This is a genomic window from Pseudomonas sp. FG1 (assembly GCF_034313875.1).
Taxonomy (GTDB): Bacteria; Pseudomonadota; Gammaproteobacteria; order Pseudomonadales; family Pseudomonadaceae; genus Aquipseudomonas; species Aquipseudomonas veronii.
Map to the genome: position 1 here is coordinate 4571337 of NZ_JAVIWP010000001.1, position 18611 is coordinate 4589947.

Annotated in this window: 14 protein-coding genes; 1 reads left to right on the plus strand and 13 read right to left on the minus strand. The window is 62.0% G+C overall.

The features are described 5' to 3' along the window. Positions 1-12: 12 nt before the first annotated feature. From tssH to tssA, 8 genes are all read right to left on the minus strand, one after another. Complete coding sequence (gene tssH / locus RGV59_RS20920) at positions 13-2745, minus strand: type VI secretion system ATPase TssH (RefSeq protein ID WP_126585244.1); 2733 nt, start codon at positions 2743-2745, stop codon at positions 13-15. Continuing rightward, on the minus strand, positions 2746-3753 hold the full coding sequence (tssG, locus tag RGV59_RS20925; protein ID WP_017849102.1) for a type VI secretion system baseplate subunit TssG: 1008 nt from the start codon (positions 3751-3753) through the stop codon (positions 2746-2748). Beyond that, entirely contained in the window at positions 3717-5432 is a 1716-nt protein-coding gene (gene tssF, locus RGV59_RS20930) for a type VI secretion system baseplate subunit TssF (protein WP_104903192.1), read from the minus strand. Before tssF ends, tssG begins: the two co-directional genes overlap by 37 nt. A 3-nt stretch (positions 5433-5435) precedes the next feature. Further along, positions 5436-5855, minus strand: coding sequence for a type VI secretion system baseplate subunit TssE (tssE, locus tag RGV59_RS20935; RefSeq protein ID WP_226926231.1), 420 nt, complete (start codon positions 5853-5855; stop codon positions 5436-5438). Between the two features lie 70 nt (positions 5856-5925). Next, positions 5926-6414 carry an Hcp family type VI secretion system effector gene (locus tag RGV59_RS20940; RefSeq protein ID WP_017849099.1) on the minus strand — a complete coding sequence of 163 codons (489 nt, stop codon included), beginning with the start codon at positions 6412-6414 and terminating at the stop codon, positions 5926-5928. 159 nt (positions 6415-6573) lie between these two features. Then, entirely contained in the window at positions 6574-8058 is a 1485-nt protein-coding gene (tssC, locus tag RGV59_RS20945) for a type VI secretion system contractile sheath large subunit (protein ID WP_017849098.1), read from the minus strand. 3 nt (positions 8059-8061) lie between these two features. Beyond that, entirely contained in the window at positions 8062-8559 is a 498-nt protein-coding gene (tssB, locus tag RGV59_RS20950; RefSeq protein WP_017849097.1) for a type VI secretion system contractile sheath small subunit, read from the minus strand. 98 nt (positions 8560-8657) lie between these two features. Further along, positions 8658-10208 (minus strand): type VI secretion system protein TssA, encoded by a 1551-nt coding sequence (gene tssA, locus RGV59_RS20955; protein ID WP_126585245.1) that lies wholly within the window; start codon positions 10206-10208, stop codon positions 8658-8660. A 637-nt stretch (positions 10209-10845) separates the two neighbouring features. On the opposite strand from tssA, the gene RGV59_RS20960 reads away from it, so the two are divergent. Continuing rightward, positions 10846-11901, plus strand: coding sequence for a helix-turn-helix domain-containing protein (locus RGV59_RS20960; RefSeq protein ID WP_126585246.1), 1056 nt, complete (start codon positions 10846-10848; stop codon positions 11899-11901). Here RGV59_RS20960 and RGV59_RS20965 read toward each other — a convergent pair. The 5 genes from RGV59_RS20965 to RGV59_RS20985 all read right to left on the minus strand — a co-directional run bounded on the left by RGV59_RS20965 (position 11895) and on the right by RGV59_RS20985 (position 18549). Continuing rightward, positions 11895-13172, minus strand: a complete 1278-nt coding sequence (locus RGV59_RS20965; RefSeq protein WP_026140300.1) for an MFS transporter — start codon at positions 13170-13172, stop codon at positions 11895-11897. The two genes, RGV59_RS20960 and RGV59_RS20965, sit on opposite strands and share 7 nt — an antisense overlap. Before the next feature lie 296 nt (positions 13173-13468). Continuing rightward, the gene (locus tag RGV59_RS20970) at positions 13469-14695 is read right to left on the minus strand and encodes a RhtX/FptX family siderophore transporter (RefSeq protein WP_046383438.1); all 1227 of its coding nucleotides are present in this window, start codon (positions 14693-14695) and stop codon (positions 13469-13471) included. Positions 14696-14708: 13 nt separating this feature from the next. Continuing rightward, positions 14709-16199: a PepSY-associated TM helix domain-containing protein gene (locus RGV59_RS20975; RefSeq protein ID WP_260473859.1), complete on the minus strand. Its 1491-nt coding sequence runs from the start codon at positions 16197-16199 to the stop codon at positions 14709-14711. Next, positions 16196-16477, minus strand: a complete 282-nt coding sequence (locus tag RGV59_RS20980; RefSeq protein WP_126585247.1) for a hypothetical protein — start codon at positions 16475-16477, stop codon at positions 16196-16198. Before RGV59_RS20980 ends, RGV59_RS20975 begins: the two co-directional genes overlap by 4 nt. Beyond that, on the minus strand, positions 16477-18549 hold the full coding sequence (locus tag RGV59_RS20985; RefSeq protein WP_017849090.1) for a TonB-dependent siderophore receptor: 2073 nt from the start codon (positions 18547-18549) through the stop codon (positions 16477-16479). The genes RGV59_RS20980 and RGV59_RS20985 overlap by 1 nt, the downstream gene beginning before the upstream one ends. Positions 18550-18611: the final 62 nt, after the last annotated feature.

Consider the following 18611-nt stretch of genomic DNA (forward strand, 5'->3'; position numbering starts at 1 on the left):
GTAAACGAGCGGTCACTCTAGGGGCTCAAGCAGCGCTTCACGCTCGGGTAAAGACCTGATCGCATCGACGTCTTGCGTGGTAATGATCCACTCGCCGCGCGCATCCACCGCCACATGCAACCCAGCCAGCGGCCGCTGATCGGCAATCGCCCCGAGCAAGACGTCAGACAGGCGCGGTGTCAGGCTCTTACGCAAAATGAAGTCGATATTGCGCGCCCCGCTTTCCACTTCCGTGCAGCGCGCGGCGATAGCGTCGGCAACCTCTTCTGCAAACGTCAGACGGACTTTCGACGAAGCCAGCAGACGCTCGCTGAGCCGGCCCAGCTTGAGGCGCACGATGCCCGCCAGTTGCGCGCCCCCCAGGGTGAAGAACGGCACGATGGTCATGCGCGCCAGCAGCGCCGGTTTGAAATGCCGGGACAGGGTCGGGCGGATTTTTTCCGCGAGGGTGTCCGGGTCGGGCCGCCCGTCGACGCACAGGTTCTGGATTTCTTCGGTGGCCAGGTTGCTGGTCAGCAGCACCACGGTGTTGGAGAAATCAATCTGCCGCCCTTCGCCGTCGGACAGGCTGCCCTTGTCGAAGACCTGATAGAAAATGTTCACCACGTCCAGGTGGGCTTTTTCCACTTCATCGAGCAACACCACCGAATACGGACGCTTGCGCACCGCCTCGGTCAACATGCCGCCCTCGCCGAAGCCGACATAGCCGGCGGGCGAACCCACCAAGCGGCTGACGGTGTGCTTCTCCTGATACTCGCTCATGTTCACCGAGATCATCGCCTGTTCGCCGCCGAACAGATGTTCGGCCACAGCCAGAGCGGTTTCGGTCTTGCCGACCCCCGACGGCCCGACCAGCAGGAACACACCCAACGGCTGTTGCGGATCCCGCAGGCCGGATTGCGCGGCCTTGAGGATTTCCGCGATCTGCTCGACGGCGGTGTCCTGACCGCGAATACGCATCTTGAGGTTGTCGGCCAGGGCCAATACGCCGCCCGCCGCATCGCGCAGCACTTTGCCCAGCGGCACGCCGGTCCAGTCGGAAACCACCTGGGCAATCGCATCGGGGCTGACTTCGGTGAACAGCAACGGCGCGTCGCCTTGCAGTGCGGCCAGGGTTTCACGGGCCTGATCCAGCTCGGCCTGACGTTCCTCCAGCGAGGCCAGTACCTGCACAACCTCGCCTTCGGCCGGAACCGGCAGGTCCTGTGCTTGCAGGGTCAGTTGCTTGCGTGCTTCAAGGACGCGCAGCGCCGCGTCGCGCTCGGCCAGCCAGCGGACTTCCAGCGCAACCCGACGCTCGTCAATCTCAGCCTGTTCGTCGGCGATATCCGTCAGGCGCTGGTCTTCTACGGGGAAACCATTGCCACGGTCGCGCTCCAGCGCGCTCTGTTCACGCGCCAGACCGGACAACTGCCGCTCCATGCGCTCCAACTCGGCAGGCTTGATGCCCAGGCCGATGCGTACCCGGGCGCTGGCGGTGTCGAGCAAGTCCACGGCCTTGTCCGGCAGCAAGCGCCCGGTGATGTAGCGATCCGACAATTCAGCGGCGGCGACGATGGCGTCGTCACGCACGCTGACCCCGTGGACTTTCTCGTAGTGCCCCTTGAGCCCGCGCAGGATCAACACCGCGGTTTTGACACTCGGCTCGTCCAGCTTGACCAGTTGGAAACGACGCGCCAGGGCCGGGTCTTTCTCGAAGTATTTCTTGTACTCCGACCAGGTCGTGGCGGCGATGGTGCGCAACTCGCCACGGGCCAATGCGGGTTTGAGCAGGTTGGCCGCATCCGAGCCACCCGCCGCGCCGCCGGCGCCGATCAGCATGTGCGCTTCGTCGATGAACAGGATCACCGGCGTGGTGGAGGCCTTGATCTCTTCGATGACGCCACGCAGGCGGTTTTCGAACTCGCCCTTGACGCTGGCGCCCGCTTCCAGCGCACCGAGATCCAGGCTGAGCAGGCGCGTGTTTTTGAGGAAGTCGGGGACTTCGTCCTGGCTGATCAACAACGCCAGGCCCTCCACCACGGCGGACTTGCCCACACCTGGCTCGCCCACGGCGATGGGGTTGTTTTTACGCCGCCGGGCGAGGATGTCGATCATCTGGCGAATCTCATCATCGCGCCCGAAAATCGGGTCGATGCGCCCCGCCGCTGCCTTGGCGGTCAGGTCTTCGCAAAAGCGCACGATATTGTCTTCGGCTGCGGGCGCATTGCCGCCGGCGCCGGCCAACGAAGCACAGGCCGCGCCGGTCTGCTGGCTGTCCAGCGGACCTTCGCTGGAGCCGCCCAACAGTTGAGCGAACTCTGCGGTCAGGGCATCGGTGGAAATCGGCTTGAGCAGTTCGCCGTAACGCGTGCCAGCGCTGTAGTAGCCCAGGCGCGATACCAGCGCCAGCAGCAGCGAACCGCCACGGATCCGCCCGCTGCCGACCACCAGCGAGGCAATCAGCCAGGCGTCCTGAATCCATTCGGTGAGCAGGCCAGCGAACACCGGACGTCCTGGGTTGCCGTTTTTCAACTGCGCCAGGCCCTCATCCAGCAGCGCACGCAAGCGCATCGGATCGATCTCGAAGCGCGCGAGAATGCGCGTCGTATCGGCATCCGGATCTTCCAGCAACTGGCGCAGCAGGTGCTCCAGGGAAATCTCGTAGTGAGCGCGCGCCAGGGTCTGGCCCGCTGCGTTCTCCAGGGCCTTGGTGCTGTACACATTGAGCCGTGCGAACAGCGGTTTGAGTTCTACCTGAATCATCTAGCGAGCCCTCTCTTCGAGCATTGGTCCGTGTTCGGCCGTCAGCATGAATACAACGTCGTCCTGTGTGTCTCCGTCACCGAGCCAGGTATCCAGGCCCAGCCGCTGCCAGCCGCCGCCCAGCGAAGCGCACTGCTGCTTATCTGCCGCAAGACGCATGACCAGACGGCTGCGTAGCGGTGTCTGCAAATACAATCCCACCAAGCGTTCGAGCTTTTGATACAGCGCCTGCCCCGGCAATAACCCGTGAAAACGCTCGGTACTCAGTGACGTCAGGCGGATATCCAGGGTGCCGCTGCGGTCCATGACTTCACGACCGAGCAGGCTGTTTTCGCCCAACACACCGCACTGCGTGCCCAGGTAAGTGCGTGCCGTGCGGTCGATCCGCAGGCGCGTCTCGACACACGGCACGACTTCCACCGTCACATCGCTGAGTACCGCCTTGACCAACTGCTGCAGCCCCAGGGCCGAGCGCGGGTACTGGTTGAACAACCCGGCATAACGCAGCAAGTCGATGGATTGATCGCGCTGCTCCGGACGCGCATCCGCAATGCCGATCAGCGCCTGCAACTGACGCAGGCTCTTGACGTCGCGCCGCTCGGTAATGTCGATCCAGATCCGGTGCTTTTCCCAGGCACGGAACAGCAACGGATAGAGCGAGGCATGCAGGATGTCGAGAAAGTCACGTCCCGCCGAATGGCCCAGCAGTTGCTCGTCGATCAGGTCTTCGGTGTAAAACGTCGGCAACGGCGAAGTGACGCCATACAGCCCGAAGAAGTTGGCCTCGATCCGATAACGACCGTCGTCGTCCTGCTCGATCCCTTCGATATCCCGCAGCGGAAACCCGAGCCCCAGCCGCGGCCGGACCCGCACGTTGTCGACGAAGTGTTTTTCGCTCGGGAAACGTAACCGCAACAGGCGCAAGGCCTGGAAAAACCCGAACTCGCCGCCGTCATCGAGCAGCGGATCGATCACAACAGGCGTTGGTGCCCGATCTTCGCTGGCCATTTCAAGGTCTCGTGGTTGACGCTGTCGAACAGCGTGAAGGCGGTAAAGCTGTTGATGGCCGTACAGCCGGCGAAAAACTCATCGAGCACACAACCGAACAGGTAGAAATTGCCGGGGCTGAGGAAATAGTCGCCCCGGCACTCGACCCGGACCACACTGCCTTCGATCGGCAGCCCGCGAATAAAACGCCGCTCGTGGCTGACGGTGACTTTTTCGATGGCATCGATGCGCCGCTGGTTGGCGTCCTGGGCCCCTTCGCCGACGCTCGGCAGATACAGCGCGAGCAGGCCGCGCAGGTAGTCGCGATCGGCCAGGCGGAAGTGGTTGGCATTGAGCTGCGAGAGCATGCGCCACAGCAACTTGTCGTCGAACTTGGGCGGCTGGCACGGTGTGATGCCACGGATGCTCTTGAACTCGACCCTGGGCGGCGTGTTGTCGGTGGGCTGGTTCAAATCCCCCAGGCGCAGGCTTTCCGGCAGCTTGCCATTGGTGCAGAGCAAGCCGATGGACAAGGTCATCTCGCCCGGCACTTTGCCTTCGCTGTAGGGCAGGCTCAGATAGTGGTCATAACCTTGGGCATCGATGCTCGAGGCGCGGATGCGCAGGTTATAGGTGTCGCGCTGCGAGAAGGTATTGAACGGCTCCAGCAGCCGCTCCCCGCCTCCGGCGGAATAAGCACTGACCTTGAGCACCGAATGAATCCGCATGCTCATGCGCTGGCCATGGTCGGCAGGCTGGATGCGATAGTCGACTTGCTTGTGGTCGATGCGCAGCGGGTGTGCGTCCTGGGCGAACAGATTGATCGCCGGCGTCACCCCCAGCAAAAAGCTGTTGGCCGACAGGTTCGGTGTCCAGTCCGGCAGGTTCTCGAACATCAGGCGCACGCTGAAGCGCCCGTCTGCGCCTCTGGCTCGCCACTGTTTGAAGCCGCGAAGCTCGATAAACAGGAATTTCTCGGGCAGCGCGAAGTATTCCTGCAGGCACCGATAGGCCGGGTGCGCGGTATCGGGAAACGGCAGCAAGGCGTTGCTCGCATCGAATCCCAGGCCACGCAAATGGCTGGCCGGCAATACCGTCATGGGCTGCTCTTGCGCAGAGATGCGAATCTCGCGCAGGTTGAGCTGCAACAGACGCAATAACTTGGAGCCATCGACCAGGCCATCCCCCAGATAGAAACGCAGGCTGTCAGCCAGCCAGCTATTCGGGTCGGCGGTGGTAAAAGCGAAGTCCAGGACCAGGCTGCGCTCTTCACCGGCGCCGCCGTCCCAGCGGCTGCCGAGCAGTTGCAGCGGTTCCAGGTCGACCGCCGCGGTGCTGCTGAAGCGCACGCGCTGGCCATCGACCGGTACCGAGGCAATTTCGCAGCCGGGCTCGATACGCGTAACCTCCTGCAATGCCGTGCGCGGCTGAAATTGCAGCAGCGTCAGGCAGGGCAACGGTTGCAGGTAATGGGGATAGAGCAGCTGCGCCAACTCTTGAATGAACTCGGGAAACTCGTCGTCCAACCGTTGACGAACCATCCCGGTGAGAAACGCCACGCCTTCGAGCAAGCGTTCGACGTCCGGGTCATTGGCCGAGTCCACCCCCAGCAGCGGCGCCAGGGCCGGGTTGCGGCGGGCAAACTCATCGGCCAGACGCCGCAGTTGGTTGAGTTCACTTTGATAATGGCTGTTGAGCATGACTTAGTGCATCGCCAGGGACACGCGACCGTCCGAAGACACACGCGTTGCCAGGTGAATAGGAATGTCCCGGTCATCGATCGACACCACGCCCTCAAGACTGAAACTCAGCGACAACACTTCCTGGGCACCTTCGGCGACCAGGATGCGCGGCGATTTCAAGCGAGGCTCGTAGCGGGCGATCATGCGCGTCATGTTCTCGATTATTTGCGTGGTCTCGCCGGTCGCAAACGAACCGGCCAGATTGGTGAAGTCGGGTACGCCAAACTCGGCGTCAATCGGCACGCTGCCGCGCCGGGTATTCAAAATGCGTTGCAGATGCTGGACGATCGACTGCGTCAACACTTCAGCCTGGGTCAGGTGCGTGCGACCGGTTTCGGCCTGCAGGCTTGTGATGCGCTCCAGCAATCGCTTTTCTCTCAACGCGGTGTACCTTCTGCAATAACAAGAACACCGCCCTGGATCAGGGCGGCATTGAACCGTCGAGCCGGGCTTACGCTTTTGGCGCCAACCACGAGTCTTCGGCTTCGATACCGTCCGGCACCCAGGTCCAGACGATTTTTTCGTAGGTGATGCCGATGTCTTCCATATGGCCCATTTGCTTGAACTCAGGGCTCAACACGTTCGGCACCCAGGTGCGGGCCGAAACGAGTACGGCATTGCTCAGGGTGATGGTGTAGTACTTTTCTTCGGTGCCTTTAGGCGAGATCCGATAGAACTCCAGGACTACCGACTTGAGTTGCTCGCCCGAGGTCAGGGCTTGCAGCAGCTTTGGAGAAGACTTATCGATTTCCTTGGTCAGGGTCATGCCCTGGTGGACACGCTTGCCGGCCGGCAGGCCGGTCTGCGGGTTCTTGGGAATATCGATCAGGTGTTCGACGGCCTGGACAAGGATCTTTCCTTCATGACCGGTAACCGTGCTGGAACCTTCGATCTTGCCTTGGTTCTGGCCTTCGATACTCAAGTAGCATGGCATTGGCATAACGTGTACTCCGGGTTTAATCAGTGAGTTTTCAGGCATCGATCAGCGCCTCTGGCCCTGTCTCGCTGCGTTGAATCCATCTTATGGAAACGCCGAGGCAATGACCCTCGGGTGAACACCTGAATGGGCAACGGCGGCGTTGCCCATTCGCGCTACCGATCAGCTCTTGTCGAGCTTGCCCACCAGCGACAGCGTGAAAGACGCACCCATGTACTTGAAGTGCGGACGGACTTTCAAACCGACGCGGTACCAGCCTGGATCGCCTTCGACGTCGCTGACGGTAATCTCCGCCTGACGCAGTGGGCGACGGCTGCGCACACCGGCGGCGGGGTTATCCATGTCGGCCACGTACTGGCGAATCCAGGTGTTGAGTTCCGACTCCAGGTCGCCACGCTCTTTCCAGGTGCCGATGTTTTCGCGCTGGATGACCTTGATGTAATGGGCCAGGCGGCTGACCACAAAGATGTACGGCAGTTGGGTGCCCAGCTTGTAGTTCAGCTCGGCTTCCTTGCCTTCTTTGTCATTGCCGAAGAACTTGGGCTTCTGGCACGAGTTGGCGGAGAAGAACGCCGCGTTATCGGTGTTCTTGCGCATGGTCAGCGCGATAAACCCCTGCTCGGCCAGCTCGAACTCGCGGCGCTCGGAAATCAGCACTTCGGTCGGGATCTTGGTCTGGGTTTCGCCCATGGCCTCGTAGTTGTAGATCGGCAAATCACCGACGGTGCCACCGCCCTGTGGGCCAATGACGTTGGCGCACCAGCGGTACTGGGCAAAGCTGTCGGACAGGCGACTGGCAAAGGCAAACGCCGCGTTGCCCCACAGGAAGTCCTGGTTGCCGCCACCGACGTTCTCGTTGTAGCGGAACGTCTTGGCAGGGACCGTGTCTTCGCCATAGGGCGTGCGCAGCAGGAAGTGCGGCAATGTCAGGCCAACGAAACGCGCGTCGTCGCTTTCACGAAAGGCATTCCATTTGGTGAACTGCGGCCCCTCGAAGACGGCTTGCAGATCCTTGAGATTGGGCAGGTCGGCAAAGCTGTCGATGCCGAAGAACTGCGGGCCGGCCGCGGCGATGAAGGGCGTGTGGGACATGGCCGAAATCGCGGCGACCGACTGCAGCAACTTCATGTCCTGTGGGCCGGGGTTGAACTCGTAGTTACCGATGATCGAGCCGAACGGCTGGCCGCCGAACTGGCCGAACTCGGCGGTGTACACCGCCTTGTACAGACCCGAACGGGTGATCTCCGGCGCATCCTCGAAATCTTCGAGCAGCTTCTCTTTGGACACGCTGAGGATTTCCAGCTTGTTGTTCTCGCGAAAATCCGTGCGGTCGACCAGAAACTTCAGCGAGCGCCAGGACGACTCCAGCTTCTGGAACTGCTGGTGGTGAATGATCGCGTCGACCTGCCGGCACAGCTTGGCATCCAGCGTGGCGATCATGTCGTCGATCAACCCGGCGCTGACCTTCTCGGCCTGCCGGGCCGGCTCGAGCAGTTCGGTGACAAACGCTTCGAGGCCCTGACGGGTGACGGCATACGCCTCGTCGCCCGGCTTGACGCGCGTCGCTTCCACCAACTGATCCAACAGGGAAACCGACTCGACCGCCTGGCCGGTCGTGCTCGCTGCCTGACTCTTTTCTTCGCTCATGGGTTATTCCTTGTCCTTTACGCCAAGTTCCGAGAGCAAACGCTCGCGGGCCCCGTCATCGTTCATCAGGGCCTGCAGCTGTTTGCGAAACTCCGGCAAGTTACCCATCGGCCCTTTCAAGGCCTTGAGCGAATCCCGCAGGGCGATCAGTTGCTGCAACTCGGGAACCTGGGCCACGATGGCATCCGGCTCAAAATCGCGAATGGACTGGAAGGTCAGCGAGACCGGGATCTGCTCGTCCTCCGGCGCGTTTTCCGCCAGATGATTGGGTACCGCCAACTGCAGGCTCAGGTTCTGGCCCTTGAGCACATCGGTGAAGTTGTCTTTGTCGACGCGGATCGGTTTGAGGTCTTCAACCGGCGTGTCGTCTTCACGCAAGGTGAAGTCGCCGATCACCAGTTGCTTGAGCGGCAGCTCGACCTGTTCCTGCGCGCCGCCGGTGTCAGAGCTGTAAACAATATTGACGCGCTCTTTAGGCGCGACCGAACCTTCACTAGCCATTAAATCTCACTCCTGTTTACCGGACTCGCTCAACGCAGCCGTTAGAAAACTCATGGCATGGATATGCACACGCCTGCCAGGTATTGCCTGTTGCCCATTCAACTTGCCGGCGGGCTGGCCAAACGCCAGAACGCCGGCAAATCCATTGCAGCCAACTGTTGCGCCCACAGCGCTCTCGAACCGCCGTCGTCATGCGTCAGTGCCAACTCCAACAACGGCCGGACCAGCTCCGGCTCCCAACGATCGAGGCCCTGCTCCGTCGCTTCCTGGAGCAACACATCCAAGGCAACACCCAACTGCGCGCGCGGGTCGAAACGCTGTAGCAGATGGCATTGGGCAGCGCGCAGGCGAAACCGCTCGCGGCCGCTGCCGGCCTCTCGCACGGCGCTCTGCAAACGCGCCAACGCTTCGTTCAAACGGCCTTCGGCGGCATCACGCGCGACTTCATCGATCAGCGTTTGCAGCCCATCCGTGGCGCCGCTGCCGGCCGCCGGCGCCAAACCTTCGAGCCAACTGCGGGTCGCGCCGTCGGCGAACGGCTGGCCGTCGGCGAATGTCAGCTCGACCAGCGCCGGCAGGCGCGCCAGAAAATGACGGGTTTCCAGGGCCAGGCTGGCAGCACCGGCCTGCGCCGCCGAACCGAGCCTCAAGAGCGCGGCGTGACTGGCCCGATTGAGGTCCAGCCAGCACGGATAACTTGGTAACCGACCTTCGCAAAAACGCACGATGTCCAGCGGCTCGCCAACGCTCTGCAAGCGGCTGAAACTTTCGAGTTCCGCGTCCGAAGGCGGCGGCACGCGCGTCGTGTAGCCTTGCGCAGGAGGGACCTGCTCCAGGGTCGTCCACGCCAATTGACGATTGAGGCGAAACAGCAACGGCAAGGTCGCCCGAGACTCCAGGCAAAACCCCAGCAGCGGTGCAAGCGAGGCAAACACGCTATTGACCGCGTTCTCGATGGCTTCATCGCTCTCAAGACGGCCCAATGGCGGAGCCGGCACCAGGGCCGGGAGCGGCGCCGAAGGGGCGTGCGCAACCGGCGTCGGGAGCGCTGTAGGCGCATCGACTGCCGCTGGAACCTCTTCCGCCGTCACCGCTATTGGCTCGACACCCGCTTGCACGGGCAACTGCGATAGGCGACGACGCAACGCAAAAAAACTCGGGCCGTCGGCGTCCCGGTCGCGCCAATGGCGATCGATGGCGTCCCAGTCTTCGAGCAACTGCGCCAATTGTTCCCCGGGCACCGCTTCGAAGTTGGCTTCAAGTTTTACGGCGAGCCACTCGAGCATCCACTCGGCCTGGTTGCGGCGGGCACGCAATCGAGCCGGCGGCGGGGTCAGGGTCTCCCAATACAACTCGAGCATTTCGCGCACTATATGCACGCCGGTCGCCAGGCCGGAAATGCCTTGCAGAGTGGTCCAGGCACATAACAACCAGACCGCGGCATTAAAGTCCTTGCCCTCTTCTCGCAGCACTTTTACACAGGCATCGGCGACTTTCTGCCAATCCACTCCGGACTCGGCGTGGATATTGTTCAATTTATCCACTTCGATTTGCGCAAGGGAAAAAGCCAGCCCTTCCCGAGGATTAACGCCAGCAGGATGAGTCAAACTGATCGCAAACGAACCTACTTCCCGGTCGAGGCAACTCATCCGTTACTCCTTACTTCAATAGGTTGTTTGATACATCGTTGCCGCGTAAAAAAATCGCCGCCGATGCCGGGTTGATTTATGCAGCGGTGACGATCTTCATTGATTGATCCAAGGCCTGATATTTCGCCCACCGCGGCTGTAATCCGCCAAGCCAAAGCCCCGCGCGTTGAGCCGTCGGACAAGCATGTGTCAGCCAAGGCGCCGGGGCCATCGGGTGAACACCTGAAGTCCTGACCGGTTTAACGTACCCGTTCAGATCATCGCGCCGAAAATAACAAGGCCAATACCCAGCGCACTTTGCTTGAGAAACAAGCGCACGCATTCACAGCGTGGAAACACATAAACGCTGTCAAATGCGAATTTGCGTCAATCTATCAAGCGCCTTGCAGATGGCTTGACCCTGCGTTGCAACTTTTCAATTATTTTCAGGCGCCCTGCCCGGCTCTTGCCGCCGCCAGAAAGTGCGCAACAAGTTGGATACAAGAGGGATTGTCATTACTTTCATGGAGAAACCGGTTATAAGGAGCACCACAACCCATTCTGACTGGCTGCCGCTAGGTAGCACGGACGTACAGTGGGAAGATGCAACGCCTGTTCACGGGGCGTGAACATAGGCTTTCCGGGTTGTAGTGAATTCATGAATAAACCAGCTTCACTCATATGCGCCCCTAAACACGTCGGCTCCAGGCACGCCCATGATCACTTCGAGGTCAGCGCCGAGCCGGTTGCCAACCAACTGCTGGCCTGGCGTGATCGGGTCGGACACGTCATCGACGTCCTGCCTACATCCCACGCTACCACCACGCCCTTCAACGCGAGCATTGACCGCTACAAATTGGGTGATCGCGTCTTCACCGACTGCTCAAGCGACGCCTTGTTGCTCGACCGTTCGATTGCGCGCATCTCTACCGACAAGGTCCGGGACTATGTTTTCCAGGTCTTCACCCAAGGCGCAATGGAGTCCATTCGAGGCGGCCCTCAGGAACATGGCGCGTCCGCCAGGGCGAGCATCGTTGCCATGGACATGAACCAGCCGATCAAAATGAGCCGGGGGCGTTGCCGCGTATTGACCTTCTTTGTCTCGCGCACGGTGGTGGAAGCGGCGCTGCCGCATGCCGAGTCGATCCACGGGCGTGTCTTCGAGAATACGACGCCTATGACCCAATTGATGATTGAGCATGTCGAGGCGTTTTCCAGAAAACTGCCGGTTATCAGCAGCGCCGAGGCCGCGTCGACATTCGATACCGCCGTTCAACTCATGCTCGCGGCCTTCTCGAAACAGGCCAAGCTGGGTGGGCACGTGCGGGCGGCGGCGCGCAGTGCGATGTTCGATAAAGCCAGGCGTTATGTGCAGAACAACCTGTATCAACCCTGGCTGACGCCAGAGTACGTGCTGATGGCCATGCAACTGCCTCGCGCCACGCTCTACCGTCTGTTCCAGCATGAGGGAGGGTTGGGTCGCTACATCCTCAACTGCCGCCTGCGTGAAGCCGCGGACGAACTGGTGCGCTATCCGGACCGCCAGGTGATTGAGATCGCCTACAGCCTGGGCTTTAACAGCGCATCAGCGTTTACCCGCGCGTTTCGTCGTCGCTATGACCTGGCGCCGCAGGACCATCGCCTGATGGCGGCACAGCGAATGGGCAACGCTATGCCGGGGCACCGTAACGTCGCTGGCCGAATCGATCAGTGAGCCGGCTGCCGCGCTGGAAATTTCACCAGTGCGAACAGGCTGACCAATAGCGCGCCCAGCAGATACCAGGAAGGCGCCATTGCGTTCTGGGTAACTCCGATCAACCACGTCACAAAAAACGGGCAGAACGCCCCGAAGATCGTCACGCCGAAACTGTAGACCATCGACATCCCTGTGGCCCGGTGATGCGCCGGAAAAGCCTCCATGATCATGACGGTAGCGACGCCGTTGTTGCCCATCGCGACAGCCGAATAGATGCCGATGATCAGCAAGGAAGCCAGCTCGCCGACCCCATGGGTCAAGGCCAGGAACACCGGATAGACCAACAGGATGCTGAGGATCATCGTCACGTATTGGGTCGGCTTGCGTCGCGGCAGCCGGTCGGCGAACCGCGCAAACAATGGCGCGGCAATGAACAGCATCGCACTGGAAAAGCACGCCGAAAGCAAGCTCATGCTCGGCGACAGGCCTAACGTGCGGACCAGATAGGTCGGCATGTAGAGCACCATCAGGTAGATGCTTGCGGTGGGGGTTGCCATCATCAAGATCCCCAGCAATAGCTGAGGGCGGTGGTTTTTCAGCAAGACACGCAGCGACGGCGACTGGATACCACGCCGTGTTGTCTCCACCATATTGCGCCGAATGAACCACCCAAACGGCGCAATCAAAAGCCCAAGCACGAAAGGAATACGCCAGCCCCAGGCCAGCAACTGTTCGGGGGTCAGCAATGCGGTCGTGGTGGCACCGACAACCGCTCCCACCAAAACCGCGGCCGCCTGGCTGGCAGAACGCCAACTGACCAGATAGCAGCGTTGATTGCGCGCCGCCAGCTCCATCAGCACCACGGACGACACGCCGATCTCCCCTCCGGTCGCGAACCCCTGCAGCAACCGCGAGAGCACCAGCAACACCGTTGCGGTGACGCCGATCGATGCATGCGTCGGCATGAACGCGATCAAGGCGGTACCGGCTGCCATCAATAGATTGGTGACATTCAAGCCGGCTTTTCGCCCTTTGCGGTCGGCGAGGTTGCCGATCACGATTGCGCCCAGCGGGCGCATCGCGAAACCGATGCCAAACGTCAACAATGCCATCAGCAACGAGGCGAACGAACTGTCCGATGGGAAAAACAGCTTGCCGATGATCACGGCAGAAAAGCTGTATACCGTGAAGTCGTAGATCACCAGACCATTGCCGACGACTGTCGCGACTATCACCTTCTTCGATTGCCTGAAGGTCACCGGGCAATCGCCAGATTCAAGATAAGACATTTAGGCCGAGGTCCCGTCGAGTCAATCAAAGCGCGCTGGGTAGCGAACACGTGGGCCCAAAACGCCCCTCATGGGCACGTTGGGCGCTAACAGCTCGATCGACGGGCTATTGATTTGTAGTAGCGTCCTGGCGGGAGCATCCTACGGAACAATATCAGGCTTGTATGTACCCCTTTTATAACGCCAGCAGGCGCGCACTCACTGCGGCTCCGCGCCGCACGCTTGATGTCGGAAGATCACGAGCGCTCGCACTGATTGACCCGTTGAGCGCCTTTGACGATCGCCGAACCTATCAATCAGCCCGCGGCTCTTTCCCCCACACGTTGACGTGACACATTCAACGCCACCAACGACGCCAGGATCGCCATCACCATCCCCGCAAGAAACCCACCGCTATACCCCGCCTGCGCAGTCAACCCCACCAGCAAGGTCGAAGACAGCATTTCCCCCAGATCACGCGTGCTTTGCACGGCGGTCATGTCCGTACCGGCCTGGTCGCTTTGCGCGGCGAAGGCCATGGAGGCAGTCATGATCACCACCGAGGTGGCGCCGGTCGCGAACGAGCCCAGGCCCACGGCCAACCAGATCAGTCCGGTTTGCGTGGCAAGCATGCCGTTGGCTTGCAGCAGCCAGGTCAACGCGGCAGCGCCGGCCATGCCCACCGCCAGGATAAACGTCGGCCACAGCCCCAACACCCGGATCAACCACGCACCACCGCCGCAGCCGAGGACGATGGTGACCACGCCGCCGCTCATGCCCAGTTGGCCGATAGCCTGCAAGGACCAACCGGCGTCATTCAGGAACAGCTTTGACAAACCAAAACCCGACACTGACGTCATGGCCGACAACAAGGCGAGTACCACCAGCGCCAGCGCCTTCGGCCGCTTGATAAACCGCCATAATGAGGCATGCGCCACATCTGGCTGTTTTTCCTTGGCCGGTGCCACGTGCAGCCAGCCGACGCACACCAGACTCAACAGCGGCACCAAAGCCAGCAGACTGAACGCGCTGGTTTGCCCCAGGTAGCCGCTAAGCAGCAAGGTGCCGGCGCCGCCAACGAAGAAGCCGACCATGGTGCCGCCCACTTGGATGGCGTTAATCCGCGCGAGCATGTTGCCGCTAAAGTACTCGGCCGCCATGCCGTCGGTGGCGATGTCCTGGGTGGCGCTGGCCAGCGAGGCAACAATCAGCAGGCCCACGGCGATGCCTGCCGTCTCGACGCGCAGGCCGATGCTTGCCAGGCAGGCAATGCACAGCAGCACCAGTATCTGCATGGGAATGATCCAACTGCGGCGCCGTCCCAGGCGTGGGCTCCAATGGTTATCCACCTGGGGCGCCCAGAGGAACTTGACCACCCACGGTATCCCCACCAACGGCAGGAAGGCCAAGGCGTGGAGCGCCGCGCCGTCATGACGCAGCAGGGTCGGCAAGGCGTCCATGGCGATGCCGAAGCAAATGCCTTGGGACAGGTACAACAGTGCAAAGGTCAGCACCATGCGCCAATGTTTCAACAGATCCAGCATTACAAGTCTCCCCTCAGGCAACATTGGCGGCGGCAGCCCGTGCCGCACGCGTAAAAGAAATCAGGCGCCGCAATGCCCACAGGGCACTGGCCGCGCACAGCAGCAACACAAGATCGATGGGCCACAGCGGCACGCTGCCTTGTTTCAGGCTGCCGGCCAGGTGCAGCAGCGCCGCCGCCAGGAAGCCCAGGCCCGTCACGGCCAGCAGCAGGTGCAGCGGTTGACGCCTGGGGGGCATCAGGCAGGCCAGCAGCAGGCTGGCAAGCCAACCGCCCCAGAACCACCACGCCAGGTTGGCACTGCCCAGCGCCCCCGCGCAGAGCAATACCGCCGTGGCCGCCAGCAACCCGCCACCGCCGCCGATCACCAGGCGCAGTAGCACCTGCCAACCGCCGCCGGCCTTGAGGCGCCGACGCTCCAGCCACAGGTACAAGCCGCTGAGCACCAACCCCGCCGCCGCCAACGCCATACCGAAATGCACGGCACGCAGCAGTGACCCGCCAACAGGCACCCAGCGGTAGTCGGCAAAGTGCAGCGGCTGCACCGCAATAAACGCCTGCAACCACAGACCACGCCCGCTGGCGCTGCTGGAGCCGACGGCGAGGCCGTCAGCGGCGCGATAGGCATGCCGTTCAAAGACGGCCGTACTGGGCAGGCCTTGTTGGATACCGCTCACTTCCACCCAGGCATCCGGCTCACCCCAGTGGTGCAAGGCGACGTTTTGAGCAGAGAACCCCGGATGGGCGACGGCGTCCTGGTGCAGCAACTGATCCAGATCGACCGCCGGCGCCGAAGCCGTTGTTCGGTCGACCTGCGGCGGTGCCCCCAGCAACTGCATGAACGCTTGCTGCGGCGCGCTCGGGAACGCCTGCGCGGCAAGCCCCAAGGTGCCGAGCGCCCCCAGGCCGGACAACGCGCCAGTGATACCAAACAGCAGCAACCAGGGCCCGCACCAACGGCCGATCAGGCTGTGCAAGTCATGGGCGAACACCCGTGCCCCACGGTCGCGCCGCAGGCGCTTGAGGTCTTGCAGGCGCCCACTGTGTAATGCACTGCCTGCCCAGATCATCAGCAACAACACCACGCCCAACAAGCTGATCAAAATCCGGCCGGGAAAACCGATGAACAGACTTTTGTGCAGGTTGAACAGGATATCCGCCGCGTTGCCTGACGCCAGCTCACGGCCGCTGACGGGGTCCAAGGCGACCGTGCAGTCCTTGGGCGATGCACACAACTCGACCACCGAGTGGCGGCTGTCCGGCAAACGAATGCGCAATTCACCGAGCGCCAGGCCGCGCTCGCGAGCGATAGCCGGCCATTGCGCGACCGGTAGCGCCGGCCCGTGAGCCAACGCCGCCGGGCCGCGAAACCAGGCGCGCAAGTCTTCATGGGCCATGCTCCACGCCCCCGTCAGCAGGATCACGAACAGCAGTACCCCAAACACCCCGCCTGCCCCGGCGTGTACACGCTGAACCAATGCCCTCGGTGCGCCCATCAGGTTCATCGCCAGGCTCCATCCCAAAGCAGCCAGGGCGTAAACAGCAGCAGCCAGACGCTGGAGCGATACACCACGCGTTTGCGATCCGGCGCCAGCAACGACCACAGCAGTACCGTCACCAGAAACCCCAAGCCCAGGAACACGCCGGCATACAGCCGCTCCAGCCCACCGCCCCACGGATAATGCCGCGCCAGCAGGACGGCCAGTTGCAGGCTGCTGAGCACACTGCCCGCCAGCGCCAGACAAATGCGCAGCGGCCAGGAACCGAGGGCCGGCGCGGCCATCAGAACGTACCTCGCAGGGTCAGATTGAGGCTGCGCGGTTCGCCATAGCGGTTGTTCCAATTGACGTTGGACAGGCTCTGGTAGTACTTGCGGTCCGCCAGGTTGTTGCCGTTGACCGCGGCAGTCCAATGCTCGTCGATGCGGTAGGCGACCCGCGCATTGAGTAAGGCATAGCCGCCCTGCTCCAGGGTCACAGCCCCGGATTGGGTGGAGTAATCACTTTGCGCCTGCACGCCGGCACCGACGCTCCAGCGGCGGTCCTGCCACGGCAACTCGTACTGGGTCCACACCCGCGCCATGTGGCGCGGCGTGAAGCTGGCATAGCGCTCACCCGAAGCGTTGGTGTCCTTGAGGTACTCGGTGCTGGTGTAGGTATAACCGGCGGAGACGTTCCATTCGGGGGTGATATAACCGCTGCTCTCCAGCTCGAAGCCCTGGCTGCGCACCTTGCCGCCGCTGATGTAATAGGTGGTCGGCCCCACACCCGGGTGGTCCGGATCGACCTGCGGGTTGTTCTCCAGGTCGATACGGAACACCGCCAGCGACACATTCAAACGCCCGTCCGCCAACTCGCCCTTGATCCCGGTTTCATAGGTCTTGCCCTCCACCGGCTTGAGCAGGTCGCCGCTCCAGGTTTGCCCGGTCTGCGGCTGGTAGACCTCGGCGTAGCTGGCGTACCACGACCAGTTCTGCGCAAAGTCCCAGATCAAGCCGCCATACGGGGTTATTTCCCGGCCGGGGGTGAAGTGGCTGGTCGGCGCGTTCTGGTCCCACCAACTGGCCCGGCCGCCGATGACCAGGGTCAACGGATCGAGCAGTTTGTAGCGGGTCAGCGCGTAGACGCCCTTGGAGGTGGTCGTCGTGGACCCGGGCGACGTGTAGGCGCCGATACCGGGTTTGGGCACACTGCTCGGGTCCCAGCGATAGACATTCACCGGCACGTTGAGCGGCGTGGTGAACTGGGCGGTGCGCTGCTCGGTTTCGCCGTGGCTGTAGTTGGTGCCCAACAGCAACTCATGGCTGCGGCCAAACAACGAATACGGCCCATTGACCGAGGCATCCACGCTCTTTTGAGTGCTGCTGAATTTATACGCAGCGCCCATCAAGCGACCGCCATCGCCGGTGAGCGGGTCGATGGCGCCAAAAGCACCGGCATAGCGCAGGCTTGAGTCGGCATCCTGGTATTCGGCGGCGACCTTGGCTTTCCAGTCGTGATCCAATTGCTGCTCGAGAGAGCCGAACACCCGGCGCGTGGTCCACTTGAAGCGGTCCCAGTCCACGTCCAGATAGGTGGAGCGCGACAGGTTCAGGCTCGACCCGTCCTTGGCCATGGGCACGCCGGCCATGTTGGTCACCGAATCGATGGTCTGGTATTGCGCACCCAGGGTCAGCAGGGTGTCGGGGCTCAGGTCGAATTCGGTGATGCCGTAGAGCAACTGGGTGTCTTGCTTGCCGACATCGTAGAAGTAGTCGCGATCCTCGTAGGCCGCCACCACACGCCCACGCACGTTGCCAGTCTGGGTCAGCGGCCCGCCGACATCCACTTCGCCACGGTAACGGTCCCAGGTGCCGCCGCTGAGGGTGGTGCTGGCGGCGAATGCCTTTTGTGGGCGCTTGCGCACCAGGTTGACCGTGGCCGCCGGGTTACCGCTGCCGTGCAGCAAACCATTGGAGCCACGCAGGATTTCGACGCGCTCATACACCGCCATGTCCTGAGGCGAACCGGCGGTTTCACCGAGCATCGCCGGCACACCGTCCAATTCGAAAGAGTTGATCTTGAAGCCACGCACGTAGTACGCGGTGGTCAGCAACTGGAACGGCTGCACCGTCACGCCAGTGGCCTGCTGCATCACTTCATCGAGGCTGAACAGGTTTTGCTGCTCGATGCGCTCATGGTCGATGACGCTCACCGACTGCGGCGTTTCCCGCAGTTTGAGCGGTAGCTTGCCGATGGTGGTCACGCCGGGCGGGGTCACCTCGCCCGAGGTGTCGTCACCCGCGACCTTGATGTCAGGCAATTGCACGGTCGCAATCGCCTGTGCCAACGGGCTCAGGCCCAGCACCAGCACCATCCCCAGTTGCGCCCCATTACGTTGGAAACCCCGCCCCGCCTTTGTTGCTCCCCGGTGTGACA

What these genes read in the sequence shown, in the direction of transcription:
- tssG (WP_017849102.1), bottom strand. Translation starts at nt 3,753, where the DNA reads ATGGCCAGCGAAGATCGGGCACCAACGCCTGTTGTGATCGATCCGCTG.
- tssC (WP_017849098.1), bottom strand. Translation starts at nt 8,058, where the DNA reads ATGAGCGAAGAAAAGAGTCAGGCAGCGAGCACGACCGGCCAGGCGGTC.
- RGV59_RS20980 (WP_126585247.1), bottom strand. Translation starts at nt 16,477, where the DNA reads ATGGCCGCGCCGGCCCTCGGTTCCTGGCCGCTGCGCATTTGTCTGGCG.
- tssB (WP_017849097.1), bottom strand. Translation starts at nt 8,559, where the DNA reads ATGGCTAGTGAAGGTTCGGTCGCGCCTAAAGAGCGCGTCAATATTGTT.
- RGV59_RS20970 (WP_046383438.1), bottom strand. Translation starts at nt 14,695, where the DNA reads ATGCTGGATCTGTTGAAACATTGGCGCATGGTGCTGACCTTTGCACTG.
- tssA (WP_126585245.1), bottom strand. Translation starts at nt 10,208, where the DNA reads ATGAGTTGCCTCGACCGGGAAGTAGGTTCGTTTGCGATCAGTTTGACT.
- RGV59_RS20960 (WP_126585246.1), top strand. Translation starts at nt 10,846, where the DNA reads ATGAATAAACCAGCTTCACTCATATGCGCCCCTAAACACGTCGGCTCC.
- RGV59_RS20965 (WP_026140300.1), bottom strand. Translation starts at nt 13,172, where the DNA reads ATGTCTTATCTTGAATCTGGCGATTGCCCGGTGACCTTCAGGCAATCG.
- tssH (WP_126585244.1), bottom strand. Translation starts at nt 2,745, where the DNA reads ATGATTCAGGTAGAACTCAAACCGCTGTTCGCACGGCTCAATGTGTAC.
- RGV59_RS20940 (WP_017849099.1), bottom strand. Translation starts at nt 6,414, where the DNA reads ATGCCAATGCCATGCTACTTGAGTATCGAAGGCCAGAACCAAGGCAAG.
- RGV59_RS20985 (WP_017849090.1), bottom strand. Translation starts at nt 18,549, where the DNA reads ATGGTGCTGGTGCTGGGCCTGAGCCCGTTGGCACAGGCGATTGCGACC.
- RGV59_RS20975 (WP_260473859.1), bottom strand. Translation starts at nt 16,199, where the DNA reads ATGAACCTGATGGGCGCACCGAGGGCATTGGTTCAGCGTGTACACGCC.
- tssF (WP_104903192.1), bottom strand. Translation starts at nt 5,432, where the DNA reads ATGCTCAACAGCCATTATCAAAGTGAACTCAACCAACTGCGGCGTCTG.